Source organism: Paenibacillus sp. J2TS4 (assembly GCF_018403245.1).
GTDB lineage: Bacteria > Bacillota > Bacilli > Paenibacillales > NBRC-103111 > Paenibacillus_L.
The window spans coordinates 104,320-122,337 of the sequence record NZ_BOSH01000013.1; the positions used below are offsets into that span (position 1 = coordinate 104,320).

Genomic DNA, 18,018 nt, shown 5'->3' on the forward strand with positions numbered 1-18,018 from the left:
AGGCTGTTTTTCATGATGAATTGGAAAAAAAGCTTGGCCCGAACGATGTCCGGATGGCTGGCCGCAGGCTTGCTGTTCACCGCAGGCCCGTTATCGCTCCAGTCTGTCCCCGCTTATGCGGCATCTGAGGTAAGAACCGTTAGTAATACCGGGTATGATCTGATTCATGAGCAATCCTTTATGCTGGCTCCCGGAGTCCGGCATACGAGCCGGACGATGGAGCTGGGCGGCAAGAGACAGTCGCTGCAAATGATGGAGATCGACACCACCGATCCGTTTACCGAGCTGAAGGCCGTATCTTCCCGGGGGGAGGTGTCGAATCAGGAAACGGTAGGCTATATGATCCAGGAGCAGGAAGCGCTTGGCCAGCGGGTGGTAGCCGGAGTGAATGGAGATTTCTTCAGCTCTGTAGGTGTTCCATCCGGCCTGCAAATAACCGACGGAGAAATCATCACCTCTCCGTCGACGATTAAGACGCTGCTGCTTGTCTTGCCGAGCGGAAGGGTGAAGTTGGAGGATTCCGTGACGATGACGGCTACTCTTACCGCTCCGGACGGTGAAGTTCTTGCCTTGAACATGATCAATCGGACACGGATTCCATCGCATGACAACCATGCGTTCTTGTTCAGCCCCCGGTTCGGTTCATCGACCCGGACTCCGGAAGGCGGGGTAGAGGTTGTGCTGGCTGCAGCTAGCCCGAACGATCGGCTCCAGGCCGGTCAGCGTCAGCCGGCAACGGTGGAATCGGTGCGGGAGACGAACGACACCCCGATATCCGAAGGCCAATTCGTCCTGTCCGCTTCCGGACCGAAGGCCGATTGGGTGCGGGAGCATTTGACCGCGGGGGACAAGGTTCATATCGACGTCTCCTTTGATAAAGGAGTGAACCAGGCCCGGCAAGTCCTATCCGGCAACTCGACATTGGGGAAGGTCCTTCTCAAGGATGGAGAAATCCCGGCCGATATTCTCGACGAGACGGATAAGAACAACACAGATATACACCCCCGAACGATGCTCGGGACTAAGCAGGATAAGTTGTTCGTCGTTGTGGTGGACGGGCGGATGCCGGGACATTCGGACGGGATTACGTTGGCGGAAGGCGCTCAGTACCTGAAGTCTTTGGGAGCGGATCAGGCCATCAATATAGATGGCGGCGGGTCTTCCACATACTATGCCAGGCTGCCCGGCGATTCTCATCCGAGTCTGCTGAACCGCACGTCGGATGGACCGGAAAGGACCGTTGGCAACTCCTTGATGCTTTTTACCAAAGCTCCCGTATCGAAGCTGGCTTCTCTTGTGCTGGAGTCGGAACTTACGGGCCCTTGGCAGGATGCTTCCTGGCCGGACGCCCCCATAGCGGTCGCTCCGGGCAGCGAAGTTCAGCTAATCGCTAAAGGATTGGACCGTCATTATAATCCGGTTGCGCTGCAGCCCGAGGAGTTAAGCTGGACGGTAGAGGGCGGCATCGGCACGATAGAGGCGGACGGCCGCTTCAGGGCCGGGCTGGACGAAGGAAGCGGACGGGTCACGGTGCAGAGCAAGAAAGTTACCGCTTCTATGGAAGTGACCGTTACGGACAGGCTGTCCAGGCTGGAGCTGTCGCCGGTTGATTTCGTTATCGAGTCGGGGGCTGTAATGCCTATGAAAGTGAAGGCGTATGGAGAAGACGGCCGGCGAGTAGCGCTTTCCCCGGACAGGGTGGTCTGGTCGAGCGAAGGAGGCATCGGCTCCATTGGGGAAGACGGGGTGCTGACCGCGACTAGCGGCGAAGCCGTCGGAACCATTAGCGCCCAATACGGTTCCTTGACAGCAGAAGCCCGGGTCCAGGTCGGCCCCTCCCCGATCATAGAAGATTTCGAGAGCGGTGAATGGATTCGCGGGTCGGAAGTGCGTACGGTGCCCGGCTCCGTGCAATTGAGCCTCGTGGAGGAACCGGAGCCTGTCCGCTTCGGGCGATACGCCGGCAAGCTTACGTATGACTTTACTGGTACGGAAGGAACTTCCGGAGCGTACGTTCAGTTTCTGGATGAACAGGGGGCTGCCGGCCGGATTATCTATGGCCGGCCCCAACGGCTTGGGGTCTGGGTATACGGGGATGCGATGAAGCATCACTTGAGAATAGGCATCACCGATGGCACCGGCAGCAATAAAATTTGGAACCTGACATCGGCAGGGGGGATTAATTGGCTGGGATGGAGATATGTTTCCCTCCAGGTGCCCGAAGAGACCGTCTTTCCGATTAAAGTCCGCAATATCGTGATCGAGGAGAAGAATGTGAACAACAAAACGCCAGGGGTACTTTACTTCGATCAATTTACTGCGGAGTATGCCGACTAATCCTTGATTGATTTGCAGACTGGACAAATAAGCAAAAGAACAAGAAGAACAAGAAGAACAAGAAGAACAAGAAGAACAAGAAGAACAAGAAGAACAAGAAGAACAAGAAGAACAAGAAGAACAAGAAGAACAAGAAGAACAAGAAGAACAAGAAGAACAAGAAGAACATTAAAGCGCTCTATGTACTTGGTTGCATAGGGCGTTTTTTGTATTCGGCAAGTCCATTTTCACGATGGTTGCCAGGCGGACGATTATATCGTAAGCGCCCTAACTAGTCGTTAGAAAGCCATGAAGCCGTTGGAGATTGAAGTCATTAGAGGATTGGAGTCATTAGAGGATTGGAAGCCATTGGAGGCCATTGAAGGCCTCCGGTTTATGCTGGAAGGAGGGAAGAAAGGTCTCGGCAGATAGGGTAAGAGCGAATGGATAATTAGAGAGAAATTGTCGATTGGAATTGGAAGCAGGGCGATCCTTTCTAAATGAAGTGCAAAAGTACCTCTTAAATGCCCGATTCTTGTGAAAATCGAAAATGAGGTGCAAATGTGCTCTTTAAATGGCTAAAATCGGGGATTTATCCGAAATCGCAGAATTAAGGTGTATTTTTGCACCTTGATCAGATTAAACTACGAAAACGACAAAATGAGAGGTACTTTTACACCCTAATCACCGCAATATCCATCACAATTGATTACCTGCAAACATGCAGTTCGGGAATACACTAGATAACTGGTCTATCGTTCTGCGCAGTTAAAGAGCGGGATAATGCCTCGTTTGGGAGCTTCGCCCGCGATCCTGTTTATCGTTTGGTATTATTAATCGGCTGATCCCTCCCGAAACCTCTTGTCTAATTCAGGAAAAAATTGTAACATTTATGCGATGAAATAGAAAAGAGGGATTGAAGTGAGAAAAACAATAGTAGGCGCAGCAATGGCAATGGTAATGGTAATGGTATTGATCCTGTTGGGAGGGCCGGGCTGGCAAGCGGAAGCCCATCCGGGAAGGACAGACAAAAACGGAGGGCACACCTGCAGGACGAATTGTAAGCAATGGGGGTTGAAGGATGGAGAATATCATTATCATAATGGAAAATCTTCCTCCGGTTCTACAGGCTCCAGCTCCCAAAGTACGGGAACAAGCGGGTCCGGCTCATCGCAATCTAAACCTTCGTCCTCCTCTTCCGGTACGGGGGCTGCCGCTTCGGAAGAGAACACGTCTTCAGCCAAAGCTGTCAAAGTATCGATTCCTTCGTTTAGCGTTAAAATTAACGGGGAAACGGTGGAGCAGCAGGAAAGCTTGTATCCGCTTTTGGTTTATAAGGACATCACCTATTTTCCAATGACCTGGAACTACACCAAGGCATTAGGATTGAACATGAGCTGGGATTCCGACACCGGATTTTTCATAGGTCAGAGCGAAGCTCCGGTAGAGCCGTATGAACCTGAGACAGGCGGGCGGAACGAATCAAGAGAGGAGCATACAGCCCAATATCCCGAATACAATATTTTCGTGAACGGCGAGTGGTTGAATAACGGACAGGAGGACTATCCTGTGCTGACCTTCCGGGAGATTACCTATTTTCCGTTAACTTGGGAGTTTGCCGTAGAGCAGTTTGGCTGGTCGGTTCAGTGGAATGAAGTGGAGGGACTGTCCATTCAGACAGCTCAATAAGACAACCTCCCTAGCTATTAGGCTTGCAGCGGGTTGACGAACAGTCGTTTTTAATCCAAAAGGAGAACGAGACTCCGACCAGGAGTTTTTCTTACATACAGCTTAGACTAAAAGACCTATTTGGCGAAAAATGACGAATTGTGGCTAAAGGTTGACGAAAATGTTTGAAATATTTTTCACAAAGTTGTTTAACCACTGTACAGAAAGGGGGAAAACAGGTTTAATGGTAGTATAAGCTGTAGCATAAACGGCTTGCCTTCCATAGTACTAAAATATTATTAATAATGCAGAATGGATGTGAGCGGGAATGAAAGTACCTGTAGGAATCTCCAACCGTCATATTCACTTGAGTCAAGAACATCTAGACCAATTATTCGGACCGGGCTACCAGCTCAACAAACTGAAGGACTTAAAACAGGTCGGTCAATATGCCGCAGAAGAAACGGTAACGCTAGTCGGTCCCAAAGGAAAAATTAATAATGTACGGATCCTCGGACCGGTGCGTAGAGAGACTCAGGTAGAAATCTCCCGTACAGACAGTTATCTTCTCGGTGTGGACCCGCCGATTAGAGATTCGGGCGATCTGAATGGAAGCCCTGGAATCACTATACAGGGACCCTGCGGGGAGGTTTTGCTTGAGCAGGGAGTCATCCTGGCTTTCCGTCATATTCATTTTTCGACCGAGGATGCAAAGAGCTTCGGGATACATGACAAGCAGTTCGTCTGGGTGTCGGTAGGAGGTGCCCGTTCGCTTATTCTTGAGAACGTTCTGTGCCGGGTTCATCCGGACTATCGTCTTGAATTTCATATTGACACGGACGAAGCGAATGCGGCCGGATTGCGAAACGGGATGGAATTGGAGGTTATCGTTCCTTACCGGGCGGAAGCAACGTATGATGAGCTGCGCCGCAAGGAGAAGCAATTGGTTCTGGTATTGAATTGCGGAAGCTCTTCGGTTAAATATAAGCTTTACGAAATGCCTACGAACAAACTGCTCGATCACGACTACCTGCAAGGTGTGAAGCAGAACGAGCAGGAGAACGTCATTCGCAGCATCATTGAGAAGTTCTCGAACCATGACATCGCATTAGTCTCCCACCGGGTCGTACATGGCGGTGAAGCCTTTGGCAACTCTGTCATTATCGACGACGAGGTTAAGGAGAAGATCCGTCAATACGGGCGGTTCGCGCCGCTGCACAATCCGGTGAACCTTAAAGGAATCGAGCTGGCGCAGCGATATTTGCCGAATGCGATTCATGTCGCTGTCTTTGATACCGCCTTTCACCAGACGATGCCGCCGTCTTCCTACTTGTATTCGATCCCGTATAAGTATTACGAACAGTACGGGATTCGCAAATATGGATTCCACGGCAGCTCCCACCGGTATGTCATGCATCGTGCGGAGCAAATTATGGAGACGCCGAAGGAAAAGCTGCGTCTGATCAGCTGTCATATCGGCAGCGGGGTCAGTGTTACGGCCATTCGCAATGGGGAATCGATCGATACTTCGATGGGAATGACCCCGTTAGCCGGACTTACGATGGGGACGCGAAGCGGAAATATCGACCCGGCCGTTATCCCGTATATTCAGGAGATCGAGGGGACGGATTCTGCAGGAGCAATCAATATTCTGAATACCGAAAGCGGACTGCTGGGCGTATCCGGGGTATCGGGTGATCTTCGCGACGTCATGGCTGGAGCCAAAGCGGGCATTAAACGCTGTGAGCTGGCGTTGCAGCTGTTTACAACCCGGCTGCATAGCTATATCGGTCTCTATCTTGCCATACTGAATGGCGTAGACGGCATCATATTTACGGCCGGAATTGGCCAGAACAGCCCGGAGGTGCGGCAGAAGGTTTGTAACGGACTGGAATTTTTCGGGGTCATTCTTGATCCGGAGGCTAACCGGACGATCAAGAGCGAGGGCTTTATAAGCAGCCGATATTCGCCGATCAAAGTCATGGTGATCCCGACTAACGAAGAGCTGATTATGGCTACCGATGCCTATCAATTATTCGTCAATACCCCTGAGCCGCCGCGCCCCATCCAACCGACCCCTCCCGTTGAGAAGGTGTAGCGATTCGCATTTATTCGCAAAGAAAGAGGCCCTCCGAACAAGGGCCTCTTTTCTTTCACCATATTCTGTTCCTAATTGTCTGTCTTATTGTTGGAAAGCGCTCATGAACTCCTCGGGGTCGATTCCTTCATACTCCAGAAGCTGGAGGAATTGCTCCGGATCGACGCCTTCATTAACCAGAAGCTCAAAAAATTGATCTACAGTCATGTTTTCTGGATCAATGTCTGCGAACAAAGCATCCCAGTCGATTTCTTCCAGACCACCAAAGTCCAAGTCCCCATTATCTAAATCGTAGTCATAGTCATCCGTAGAGCCGTAGAGTGAATCCATCTTTTCAATAAACTCTTCCAGCTTGACGGCATCGGAAGGAATTCCGATTTTGAATTCCACATCTTCGTTGATGTGGTCATATTTCGTGTCCCCTTTTAATCCCAGCTTGAACGAATCACTGTCCATATTCATATCGACATCCAGGTTGAAGGACTGATAGTTAACGAAATCTTTTTTGTTAAGAACGGTCAAAATACTGAATTCATTAATGTTAATCGATTTGCGAATTTCATCTACGGCTTCCTTCATCTCGCCAGAGGTCGTTGCTTCGAGTTCTTTTTTAGCTTGCTCGATGTCTTCCTTGCTCAACTGGAACAAGTCCCTGTATTTGTCGCTGCCGAGCAAATCGATAATTTGCGGCGCCGTTTTCTCGATCAATGTTTGGACCGTTGCTTCCAGATTTTCATCGGTAATAGTAAATTTAACGATATTTTTTGCTTCAATGCCTTCCGGCAAATTGGCTTCGTTCTTTTTCAAGAGCTTGAGGTGGGTTTCTTCTTCAAAGCTTCCCAGTAGAATTTTCATCATTTCCTGACCCAATTCCTGCTGCTTCTTCACGTCCAGAACGTCTGGAGTGAACTCTTCCCCGAGCTGCTCGCTCAGTTCCTTCATATCCAGCTCAATAAATTTGCCTTCTAATTCCGGAGGCAGCATTAACATGGGGATGCTGGGGATTTTCACCCACATTTTATCTTGAGTAATGACCAGCGGAATGCTGAATATCATTTCCATGTCGCCTTTGAGATTCAGCTCCAGCGTCATTTCCAACTGCTGCGGATCTTGCTTGAAAATTCCGGATGCCTTAATATCGGCGTTTTTCAGAAAATTACTGACCATCGCCATTTCTGGCTGGGCGCTTAATACATCGTCCGGAAAATCGATCGACATCGACATTCCCATATCGAAGGTACCCGATTTCATGTTAACCGTATTGGCCAGACCTGTCTCTACTGCGCTCTTGGCCGACGGCTTCTGTCCGCATCCCGCTACTACAAGAACAATAGAAAGCATCAATGCGATAAAAAACCCCATACTTTTTCTTTTTACTGCCATATTTTTCTTCTCCACTCCTTTTACAATCGTACAACCGTAATAAAAAACAATAGCTCTTCGATAATACCATAGACTCTCCAGTAGAGGAATGCTCCCAAAGAATCGAAATCTTGTCTAAAAGTTGTCTATTCATTATAATAGCGCTTTCCTTTTATTGCTTTAAAGCGGCTGCTTCACATCAAAATTTAGCGTATTTACGCATTTTTTTGTAAAATTAGAGTCCGCAAATGAGGATAAAAATGACAAAAGTAATTTATGAAAAAAATAATGAAAAGGAACGGTTGCAAGCGGTTTATTAAGAAAATGAAATTTATTTATATAGGTCTAAATACCTGTTTATTGTAGTTCATAAATAAAATCGTTTTGGAGTCAACTGCATCAGATTCATTAAAAATGTTTCATTTTTAGTTGAATGCCTCGTGTTTGTTCCGAGCCCGTCTGCATACTAATGTAAAAATGCAGGAATGATCTGATGGAATCCTGAGGGGTCATCAGACGTACAAAGGGGACACGGACATGAATCCTGTCGAACCGACTTTGCTAGAGTGGAAGAATTGTATACAGGCCGCGTTGCAGTTCAAAGAGAAGCGCTGTTGGACGTGGATAACGGACGAAATGATTTTCGGAGTGCAAAACCCTGAAGATGGTCAAATCGGTTATTGCTGTGTTATGGGCACATCCGATGAAATGGCGGCCTTGTCGATCCATTTGGGTAGCGAGGGACTCGAAGGACTTCAGCGAATTCGTAGAGAGGATCTTCTGGCGGAAGAGTTTATGCATATTCAGTACGGTTTGATCCTTTCCTTCGAAAGCAAAGAATTGCTTGAGGAGCAAGAGATAACGCTAATGAACTTGCTTGGATGGCAAGGAGGCAGGCAGGGGTGGCCTTGTTTGCGTTATTTTGAGCCCGGATTTGTTCCGTGGTTTCTAAACGGTGCACAGGTCCGTTTTATGACAATCGCGTTACAGCAGGTAATTGAAATAGCTGAAAGCTTCCGCTTCAGGCCAGAGCGAATACGGCAGGCCGGCTCTTCCTATTATTTGGTGCGTACTCCGCTGCTGCAGAACGGCCGGTTGATCTGGACGGATCGATGGCTTGAGCCGAAACCGGTCGTGCGAACTCCGCTTCGTGCGGTGCGGTTCGATGAGCTGCGTTTAAGAAAACTTCAAAAATCACTTCCTAAACGGCTGGGCGTTTGGGAGCTCGATTACTTTTATTCTCCCATACCTATGAGGGGCAAGGACAAGCCATATTATCCTAAAATGTGTTTGATTCTGGATCATACTTCCGGGCAGATTCTGCTAAACCATCTGGCGGAAACCGCAGATGATCGGTCAGAATTCGTGGAGCAATGGCTCGAAATGATGCTGAGGCTACAAGGGAGACCCTATACCCTGCTGGTGCAAAGAAGCGAAGTGATGGATTGCTTTGGTGCAGCTGCCCGTGTGCTCAATGTTCGTATGGAACGGAGTCCTCAACTGCTTTATCTGGAAGAAGTCAAGATGAATTTATACGATGAATTGGCCCCTTTCTAGTGTGATGCAAAACAGTGGTGATCGATCGGAAGTCGATACGGACGAGAATGAAGCCGGTCTTGCTCAGCAAGCCGGCTTTTTTCTATTTTCCTCATATTAAAGCCCGATTTGCAACGATGATATTGACAAATATGTTCCACGCTTATATAGTTAGTTACATGAGTAATGAACCAACTATGTAACTGAGGAGGGGTAGTAGATGGGATCTTTAATAGATGACAGCCGTCCGATTTTCGTGCAGATTGCCGAACGAATCGAAGACGACATTATTGAAGGGAGGCTGTCCGAAGAATCACAGGTCCCTTCAACGAATCAGTTCGCCTCCTTCTATCAGATTAATCCGGCGACGGCAGCGAAAGGCGTTAATCTGTTAGTGGAGCAGCATATTTTGTATAAAAAGCGGGGGATTGGTATGTTTGTAGCCGCAGGAGCTCGTGAGAATCTGATGGAGAAGAGGAAGGAACAATTTTATGAGCAGTATGTCGTCACGATGATTCGGGAAGCGGAGAAGCTGGGAATTACAGTGGATCAATTGTCGGAAATGATCCGAAGGAGGGGATGAAGCGAGATGAGCTATGTAGTTGAAGTTAACCAATTGACTAAACGATACGGTAAAGTAACGGCCGTCGATAATGTCAGTTTTACTATGGAACCCGGTAAAATTTACGGGCTTCTCGGCAGGAACGGTGCCGGTAAAACGACGATCATGCATATGATTTCTGCACAGTTATTCGCTACAAGCGGGGAACTGAAGGTATTTGGAGAGGAACCTTATGAGAACAATAAAGTGCTAAGTCAAACATGCTTTATTAAGGAAAGCCAGAAGTATCCGGATACTTTCCGTATTATCGATGTCCTGGAGGTGTGTGAGTCTATCTTTCCGAATTGGGATCCGGAGTATGCCCAATTTTTGGCTGAACAATTTCGCCTGCCGCCAAAGCAGAGAGTCAAGAAGCTGTCCAGAGGGATGCTCTCTTCGGTAGGAATCGTTATCGGGCTGGCCAGCCGCGCCCCGCTTACAATATTCGACGAGCCTTATCTGGGCCTGGACGCAGTAGCCCGAAATTTGTTCTACGACCGGTTGATCGAAGATTATTCAGAGCATCCTCGCACCATCGTCTTATCAACGCATCTGATTGACGAGGTAAGCAAACTATTGGAGCACGTTATAGTCATCGACAACGGCAAGCTGATCCTTGATGAGGACGCGGAAGCTCTTCGTGGCCAGGCTTTTACTATTGTTGGTCCCGCATCGAAGGTCGATAGCTTTACGATGGGCAAGGAAACGATTCATCGCGAGCCTTTCGGCGGCTTGGTGTCGGCCGCAGTCTTCGGCCGTTGGGATGCCGTGGACCGAGAGAAAGCGGAAACGATGGGTCTGGAGCTCGCTCCGGTATCTTTGCAGCAGATGATCATCTATCTGACTAACGATAAATCCGCAAGAAAGGCGGTGGATTCCCGATGAATCGGGTACAAGGTGTAGTAAAAATGCACTTTAAGGATAAATGGTTATGGTTTTTCCTCCCTTGTTTGATTCTGTTCTCCAGCTTTATTGTTAATCTAATCATAGGCTATTTCATCACAGACGCGATCTATACCGGGGGAATATCGTCCTTTTACCTTTACATGCTGGTTATGGGGATTATATCGTTAGCCCAATCGTTTCCTTTTGCATTAGGCTTCAGTGTCAGGAGAACCGATTATTTCTGGGGGACTGTGGCTACAGTTGCAGGGGTCGGTGTCATAATGGCGATTCTAATGCTGCTGCTTTCGTTCGTGGAACAATGGACAGGATCCTGGGGGGTGGATTTACATTTTTTCAATCTGCCTTATTTGAATGAAGGGATAGCCGCGGAATTGCTTTGGGTCAACTTTTCCATTATTATGAACATGTTTTTTCTCGGTTTTTTCATCTCCAGCATCTATCGGAGATTTGGCAAATCAGGAATGTTTACCTTCTTCATCCTTTTAATGCTGTTATCGACCGTTAGTGTGTATCTGATTACGTTTAATTATTGGTGGGGAGATATTTTCCGCTGGCTGTCCAGTCATACCGCCTCGGAGCTGGCGTTCTGGGCCCTTCCCTTTACAGTCTGCTATATACTCCTGTCCTATCTGAATCTTCGCAGAGCTACGATTTGACTATTCGCTGTATTATTATCAGAGGAAGTATGGAGAAGCGCCGGAAGGCGCTTTTTTCCGTTTAGTCGTCAAACACAAAATGACTGAAGTGGTGGAAAAGCCGAGTAATAAGTGCTTCGCGAATGAATCAAATTCTATATATGTTGAACTAAAGAATAGCTCTCATTCCGTTCCGAAGGAAAGTGCCTCCGAAGCTTCAAACATCTTGTTTTGTATTCCTTCTATTGGGATGGGCCTTCGGATGGTAGGAATACAAAGCCAAAACTCGCCCTGGAAGCATCTTTCTTTCTCCACTTCATGAGCTATTTAATCATTAGTTCAATTTATATAGTTGGCGATTAAAATTTTTCGTTCGTTAAACAAAACGATAAACGATAGAGTCCTGGATCGGTCTGTATCCGATATTTTGATAAATTTTATTGGAGGTATTATTGGCCAAATCAGTATATAGAGTGCAGAAGCTGTATCCTTGCTCGAGCAACAGGCTGCTTAGGGAGGCGACACAGGACGTTGCATAGCCCCGTCCTCTAAATTCGGGAGGCGTGTAGACCATGCTGACGACTGAACCGTTTGCAGTCGGCCTCGTTTTCATAGCCATGGAAACCGGCCTTCCGCCGTCCTCCCAGAAAAAGAGGGTGCCCTCCTCAACGATGCTCCGGGCTTTGGTTAGAGCTTTGTCGTAGGGCAATTGCTCGCCAATTTCCTTGGCAAACAGGTGGAGCCAGCCGGCGGCCAGATCTGTATCAGCAGCGGCTATTCGTCTCATCCGTCCGGGACTTATGGAAAATTCGGTTACCCGATCCAGACGATAAATCCGTTGGCTCATGACAACCTCCGCTGTGCACCCTGTATTATGCTCCCAAGCTTTAATAAATTCGGACAGGATCGCGGGATCACCGATCACTCCAGGGACATCCACATTCATCTCCAGCAGGCTTTTAACAGCAAAAGGGCAGCAATCCTCATGCAACCTGGATGTTTCACCGACCAGAATCAGGTTGTTAGGAGGAGTCATGAGCAGGACTAAAGCGGGCTCGTCCCCTTCCTGGATGGCGGCCATGAGCGGCTCGCTTTCCGTTCTTCTCTTCCCCGCCGCAAGAGAGGTCAGAATTCCCAGGGCTAGATTGTTTTCCGCCTCGCGCTGTTTAAGAAAAGGCCCGATTTGCTCCATAAAATGCTCCGGATCCGTATAGATGTGCCACTTCATTGTTATCACATCCCGCTTCTATATTTTTACTCATCATAACGCCTCCATTGAAAAAGTCAACAAAGGATTTAATCCTTATTGGGGTCATTTTGTCCAGCTATCTATTGCCGCAGCCATTAACTTGAATTACTATTCGATATTTTCATCCGTCGGACAGGCTCCCGGAATCCTCATACGAAAAGGCTATAAATGTAGCGCAAAGAGCCTATAAGTTGGGACAATCATGAGCTTTCTTACGATAAATAGGGTAAACTAGAACTATAGACGCAAGCTGGTAGACCGATGAAGGAGAGACGGTTAAACGGCAAGGATGAGGCGGGGGGATATCAAATGAAGGATAACGGAGGCAGACAAACAGAGCAGCGGAAGGCAGAGCATATCGATATTTGTTTGAATCGGGATGTGGCAGGACAAGGGGTAAGTACAGGGCTGGACGCTTACCGGTTTCGCCACAATGCTCTTCCGGAAATAGATTTTTCCGATATTCGGCTGGACTCTTCTTTTATAGATAAAGAATTGAGGGTGCCGCTAATGATCAGCTCCATGACCGGAGGCACGAAGGAAGCGGCAGATATTAACCGGCGGATCGCGCAGGCGGCGGAACGAAGAGGCTGGGCGATGGGGCTTGGCTCCGTTCGCGCGGCGATAGAACAGCCCGGGCTGGTGGGCACCTTTCAGGTCCGTGACGTGGCGCCGACCATTCCCGTGCTGGCCAATTTAGGAGCTGTCCAGCTTAACTATGGCTATGGAGTCGATCAATGCCGTCAGGCGGTGGAGCTGAGCGGGGCCGATGGGCTGGTGCTGCATCTCAACAGCCTGCAGGAACTGTTTCAGCCGGAAGGAAACACGAACTTCAAAGGGCTGTTGAATAAAATCGAACGGATCTGCCACGCTTTGGCTGTACCCGTTGGCGTTAAAGAAGTCGGTTGGGGCATCCGCGGCGATCTTGCTCATGCTTTGCACGAGGCGGGTGCAGCCTTCATTGACGTGGCCGGAGCGGGAGGAACGTCCTGGAGCCAGGTGGAGAAGTACCGCTCCCACGATCCGATCCGCTCGATAGCGGCGGAAGCATTCGCCGGCTGGGGGCTGCCAACGGCGGAATGCATCCGGGAGGTGCGCTCCAGCCTTCCGGATGCGTTCGTTATTGGCAGCGGCGGATTGGCCAATGGGGTGGACGCTGCCAAAGCTTTGGCTCTGGGAGCCGATCTGGCCGCTTTCGGCCGCTCCGTGCTGGCCTCGGCTGTCCAGTCCGTTGAGCAATTGGAACGGTTGTTCGAGCGAATCGAATTCGAGCTGAAGGCGGTTTTATTCGCTACCGGGATGACTACGATTCAGCAATTGAAAGCCGGGGACGTATTGGGACGCTGTTGAGCTAGCGTTGCATGAGATCATGCAATCTGGGGAGATACGCAGTTATAGAGGGAATGCAATGGAATAAAGCCGACGCTCCCAGGAGGAGGCCGGCTTTATTCTTTGCAGTACAATACAGTCATCAGATAACTTAAGGAAATCCAAGGATAAGCAATTCGACTGTCCAAACTTAGCTTTAGCTTGCTGGGTAACCAAGCCCCGAGCTTTGAAAGGGGCCACCGGATTAACGTTTGGCATGCTTTTCAATTAGCTCAGTGATCCGCTCTACGCTGTTCTGTACGGCGCTTTCCTGCATAGCGGCGATGTATCGGCTGCGTCCATCGAATAGCTCGTTAACCGTCTGGACCAGAGCCTCCGGGGATAAACTTTCCTCGTACAGCACCCGGCTGAAGCCGCTTTTCTCGAACGATTGAGCGTTAATAATTTGATCTCCCCGGCTGGCTTGCCTGGACAGCGGGATAAGCAGCATCGGTTTCTTAAGTGCGAGAAACTCGAAGATCGAATTGGAGCCGGAGCGGGAGACGACGAGATCGGCCATAGCCAGAACATGAGGAAGCTCGTCTTGAATATATTCGAACTGCTTGTAGCCTTTAACCGATTTGGCCGTGTCAATCATTCCTTTACCGCATATATGTACAATTTGATAGCGGACGAGCAGGCGATCGAGCGCTGTTCGGACGTTCTCGTTAATGATTTGCGAGCCGAGGCTGCCCCCCATCACCATTAGCACCGGCTTGTCGGACGTAAATCCGCATAGCCGTCTTCCCTTGCCAGGATCTCCGTGAAGCAGTTCTTCGCGGATCGGGGGTCCGGTATGGACCGCTTTGTCGCCAGTGAAGTGCTTCAGGCTCTCCGGAAAGGTCACACACACTTTTGCGGCGAAAGGGGTGGACAGCTTATTGGCCAGGCCCGGGGTCATATCCGATTCATGAATAATGACGGGGATTCGGTTCAGCCAGCTTCCCAGTACAACAGGAACGGACACAAAGCCTCCTTTGGAAAAAACAATCCGCGGCTTCAGCTTCCTTAGCAGCCAATAAGCCTTCACGACTCCCTGCATAACATGAAAGGGGTCTTTTAAATTTTTTAAATCCACATATCTTCTCAGCTTGCCTGAAGGAATGGGGTGATAGGGAACATCGCCTAAAGCTTCAATGATTTCTTTTTCAATTCCGGTCTTGGAGCCGATATATTCAATGCTCCATCCTTTTTCTTTCAGTTGTTGAATAATGGCCAGGTTCGGGGTGACATGACCCGCTGATCCCCCGCCTGTGAACACTATTTTATTCAGCGCTATCGCCTCCGTCGGTATCCGTCCATCAGTCGGTTCTGTTGCTTTATGCTATCTATATGAGATAACGGCAGGCTATTATTAATTAGGTTCGGGAAGCAAGCCATCGGTGAAATAAGCCTCCCTTTGAGCAGGCCACTCGACTCCCCTTTCCCAGGCAAGCACAAAACCTTCATATCGCGCTTCTCTGGGAACGGAAGCAAAATCAGTCAGGTTTCCAAACACGCGGTGAATCGAGGCCAATTGGGTCTCGTGAGCTTGAAGCGCCTGCGCCTTCGTTGGCCAATCGGAGGAAGTATCCAGCACAATCGCAGGCTTTCGTCCGGCTTGCTGCAGAGCTTCGCTGGCATAGTAATAAAGCTTCTGAACTCCGGGGCATAGTCCCCCGAATACCGCTTCTTTAACCGCATAATGGACGGCTACATGATCCGGATGTCCATAGATGCCGTCTTCAGGAAAAGTCAATACAATCGAGGCCCGTTCCTTGTTCAAAAAATCAGCCGTATCCCGGATAAGCTGCGCAAGGGGAATCTCCTTCAACTTACCATCCCCGTAATCCAGTTGGCAAATCGAGGCGATCCCAAGGATATCCGCGGCATCTTTAAGCTCACGCTTGCGTCTTTCCGCGAGCTCTGGCTTCGTTAGCGGAGCGAATCGTCCCGCTTTGCCGGCATCACCGGGCGTGAAAGTTTGGAGCACGAATCGGTCTCCTCGTCTTCCCATTTCGAGAATGGCTGAGGATGCGCCGAATGTTTCGTCATCAGGATGGGCAAAGACTCCCGCTATCGTCGTTCCTGTCATGGCATAAACCTCCTGTTAATGAGCCACTCCGCCAGATTTGACGGGATGGAATCGTGTCGATATCCATTATACCTCTTCCAGACAGGATCGCACCATCCTATTTCCAGGGACAGCGAAGGATTATATATCCTTAAGGATTGCTTAATATCGTTGCTGCTTGCGGCCAAACATGCTATACATAGTAATAAATTGAAATAAAATGGGACAGGCTTCCCGCCAGGACAAACAGATGCCAGATGGCATGCTGATAGGGGACGGTCCTCAGTACATAGAAGATAGAGCCAAGCGTGTAAAAAATTCCTCCGGCGACAAGCCACAGCATTCCGTTAGCAGGCAGCCGTTCGGACAAAGGGCCGATGACGACCAGGATCGTCCAACCCATAAATAAGTAAAACTGGGTCGATATTTTAGCAAATTTAGCGGGATGGAACAATTTCAGACCAATTCCGATTAAAGCAAGAGCCCAGACGAAAATTAGCATGGCCCAGCCTATCCAGCCGTTTAAAGTGACCAGCATATACGGGGTGTTGGTGCCCGCAATAAGCAAGAAGATGGCGGCATGATCCAGCGTGAGCAATTTTTTCTTCCAGTCTTCTCTCTGGATGCCGTGCATTAAAGTGGAGGACAGATACAGCAGCACAAGGGTTCCGCCATAAATACTGAAGCTCACTAGACGTACGAATTGTTCGTTGTTGGCAGGATGTTCGATAAGCAGTAGAAAGGCGGCAATACTTAGTAACACCCCGATTCCGTGAGTGATCGTGTTCGCCGCTTCTTCTCTCCAGGCAGTATCCATAAGACAAGCCTCCTTAACCATTGCAAATACTATAGAATTACAATATGGGCATGAGCGGAAATCGGTCACTGCTAAGGAAGGAATAATACAAATGGAGAAAACAGAAAAAAGGATTAAAGAGGGGGGACGACCAAGTGGCAGCGGGCAAACCGAGAATTAAAGAATTGGAAATCGTGCGGGCATTTGCCATAATGGCCGTTCTCATGATTCACAGCACTTCTGAGGCTACGGTGGACATCCCGCTTGGAAGCCGATCCCAGGTCATTTATTTGGTCATCAACAAGTTAAGCAACTTTGCCGTCCCCGTATTCGTTATATTGAGTGCGGTCGTTTTGTTTTATCGCTATTCGGACTCATGGAACCTTCGCGAAATGTTAGCTTTTTACCGTAAAAGAATCCAATATATTGTCATTCCTTATCTGCTATGGTCTTTCTTCTATTACGTCTACAATCAGTGGCTGCCCAATAAGGATTGGTCTCAAGTAACGATCGATTGGTTGAAGTTTGCGGACGCCTTGCGATGGGCGGAAACCAGCTACCATCTGTACTTCATCATTCTAATTTTGCAGTTTTATCTGCTGTTTCCCCTATTGATGACGGTCGTCAAGTATTGGAAGTGGTTTCGAAGGAACTGGGTCTGGATTGCTTTTGTGTTCCAAACGGCTTTCTATATTTATCATTATTGGATTCATTCGTTCGATCATCCGGCCACTTTATTCGGCACTTATATGGGGCTGTTCGCCGCCGGTGGAGTCATCGGCATGAATTATGAGCGGTTCCGCAATGCCTCCAAACATATTTGGTGGGTGCTGGGAAGCGGGATTCTGTCCGGGTATACGTTCGCTTTGCTTTTCGTATTGCGCCAGAATGATATCGACTTCGGGCCTCCGGCAATGGAGTTTTTCTTCAATGTCTATGCGATGGCTATGGCGGCTAGCTTGCTATGGATCGGAGTTCGTCTGCTGGAGGATCTGCCCAGGCTGGCTTCGCTGCTGATGTCTATGGGAGCCGCTTCGTTCGGCATTTACTTCATCCATCCGGCCTTGCTGTCTTACTGGAGGTATCAATTTGTATTTCCGGGCGAATCGGCAGCCTATCAATGGTCGACACTTGGAGCAGCAGCGATGACTTTTACCGTTCCGTGGCTTATCGTAGTCATTCTTAAGAAATGGAAAGGATCGTCTATTTTATTTGGCAAATAGGGCCGGAACATCTCAATACTAATCTGGGCATGCAACTGGCAATGAAACTGACCGTGAAACTGACCATTAGAACTTGTGTGAAACTGGCGTGAAACTGACCGTGAGACTATGCGCGAACCAGCCCATGAGGGGATCTCCGGAACTCCATTGAAGCAAGCGGGCTCAAGTAGATGGAAAGGAAGTAAAGTTGGAAGAAATTTAAGGCAA

General features: G+C 48.9%; 14 protein-coding genes and 1 pseudogene. 10 read left to right on the forward strand and 5 right to left on the reverse strand.

The window, feature by feature from the left end:
• Nucleotides 1-12: 12 nt before the first annotated feature.
• The 4 genes and pseudogenes from KJS69_RS22760 (at nucleotide 13) to KJS69_RS30325 (ending at nucleotide 6,082) form a co-directional block, all read left to right on the forward strand.
• Nucleotides 13-2,337: a phosphodiester glycosidase family protein gene (locus KJS69_RS22760; protein ID WP_213586090.1), complete on the forward strand. Its 2,325-nt coding sequence runs from the start codon at nucleotides 13-15 to the stop codon at nucleotides 2,335-2,337.
• 900 nt (nucleotides 2,338-3,237) lie between these two features.
• Entirely contained in the window at nucleotides 3,238-4,005 is a 768-nt protein-coding gene (locus KJS69_RS22765; RefSeq protein WP_374706706.1) for a YHYH domain-containing protein, read from the forward strand.
• Between the two features lie 307 nt (nucleotides 4,006-4,312).
• Nucleotides 4,313-4,810, forward strand: a pseudogene (gene pduL / locus KJS69_RS30320) (phosphate propanoyltransferase); the annotation flags it as partial.
• A 171-nt stretch (nucleotides 4,811-4,981) separates the two neighbouring features.
• On the forward strand, nucleotides 4,982-6,082 hold the full coding sequence (locus KJS69_RS30325) for an acetate/propionate family kinase (RefSeq protein WP_249730677.1): 1,101 nt from the start codon (nucleotides 4,982-4,984) through the stop codon (nucleotides 6,080-6,082).
• Nucleotides 6,083-6,166: 84 nt separating this feature from the next.
• On the opposite strand, the gene KJS69_RS22775 is transcribed toward KJS69_RS30325, so the two are convergent.
• A complete protein-coding gene (locus KJS69_RS22775) occupies nucleotides 6,167-7,465 on the reverse strand; it encodes a DUF6612 family protein (protein WP_213586092.1) in 1,299 nt (432 codons plus the stop codon).
• Between the two features lie 516 nt (nucleotides 7,466-7,981).
• On the opposite strand from KJS69_RS22775, the gene KJS69_RS22780 reads away from it, so the two are divergent.
• From KJS69_RS22780 to KJS69_RS22795, 4 genes are all read left to right on the forward strand, one after another.
• Nucleotides 7,982-9,001: a DUF7309 domain-containing protein gene (locus tag KJS69_RS22780; protein WP_213586093.1), complete on the forward strand. Its 1,020-nt coding sequence runs from the start codon at nucleotides 7,982-7,984 to the stop codon at nucleotides 8,999-9,001.
• A 199-nt stretch (nucleotides 9,002-9,200) separates the two neighbouring features.
• A complete protein-coding gene (locus KJS69_RS22785) occupies nucleotides 9,201-9,563 on the forward strand; it encodes a GntR family transcriptional regulator (protein ID WP_213586094.1) in 363 nt (120 codons plus the stop codon).
• Nucleotides 9,564-9,569: 6 nt separating this feature from the next.
• Complete coding sequence (locus tag KJS69_RS22790; protein WP_213586095.1) at nucleotides 9,570-10,466, forward strand: ABC transporter ATP-binding protein; 897 nt, start codon at nucleotides 9,570-9,572, stop codon at nucleotides 10,464-10,466.
• Nucleotides 10,463-11,143: a hypothetical protein gene (locus KJS69_RS22795; RefSeq protein ID WP_213586096.1), complete on the forward strand. Its 681-nt coding sequence runs from the start codon at nucleotides 10,463-10,465 to the stop codon at nucleotides 11,141-11,143. The genes KJS69_RS22790 and KJS69_RS22795 overlap by 4 nt, the downstream gene beginning before the upstream one ends.
• 355 nt (nucleotides 11,144-11,498) lie before the next feature.
• On the opposite strand, the gene KJS69_RS22800 is transcribed toward KJS69_RS22795, so the two are convergent.
• Nucleotides 11,499-12,350 (reverse strand): GNAT family N-acetyltransferase, encoded by an 852-nt coding sequence (locus tag KJS69_RS22800; RefSeq protein ID WP_213586097.1) that lies wholly within the window; start codon nucleotides 12,348-12,350, stop codon nucleotides 11,499-11,501.
• 330 nt (nucleotides 12,351-12,680) lie between these two features.
• On the opposite strand from KJS69_RS22800, the gene fni reads away from it, so the two are divergent.
• Entirely contained in the window at nucleotides 12,681-13,721 is a 1,041-nt protein-coding gene (fni, locus tag KJS69_RS22805; protein WP_249730678.1) for a type 2 isopentenyl-diphosphate Delta-isomerase, read from the forward strand.
• A gap of 223 nt (nucleotides 13,722-13,944) precedes the next feature.
• Here fni and KJS69_RS22810 read toward each other — a convergent pair whose 3' ends face one another.
• The 3 genes from KJS69_RS22810 to trhA all read right to left on the reverse strand — a co-directional run bounded on the left by KJS69_RS22810 (nucleotide 13,945) and on the right by trhA (nucleotide 16,609).
• Nucleotides 13,945-15,012: an undecaprenyldiphospho-muramoylpentapeptide beta-N-acetylglucosaminyltransferase gene (locus tag KJS69_RS22810; protein WP_213586176.1), complete on the reverse strand. Its 1,068-nt coding sequence runs from the start codon at nucleotides 15,010-15,012 to the stop codon at nucleotides 13,945-13,947.
• 81 nt (nucleotides 15,013-15,093) lie between these two features.
• Nucleotides 15,094-15,813, reverse strand: a complete 720-nt coding sequence (locus tag KJS69_RS22815) for a PIG-L deacetylase family protein (RefSeq protein ID WP_213586099.1) — start codon at nucleotides 15,811-15,813, stop codon at nucleotides 15,094-15,096.
• Nucleotides 15,814-15,985: 172 nt separating this feature from the next.
• Entirely contained in the window at nucleotides 15,986-16,609 is a 624-nt protein-coding gene (gene trhA, locus KJS69_RS22820; protein WP_213586100.1) for a PAQR family membrane homeostasis protein TrhA, read from the reverse strand.
• Between the two features lie 134 nt (nucleotides 16,610-16,743).
• Here trhA and KJS69_RS22825 point away from each other — a divergent pair, with 134 nt between their 5' ends.
• Nucleotides 16,744-17,811, forward strand: a complete 1,068-nt coding sequence (locus KJS69_RS22825) for an acyltransferase (protein WP_213586101.1) — start codon at nucleotides 16,744-16,746, stop codon at nucleotides 17,809-17,811.
• Nucleotides 17,812-18,018: the final 207 nt, after the last annotated feature.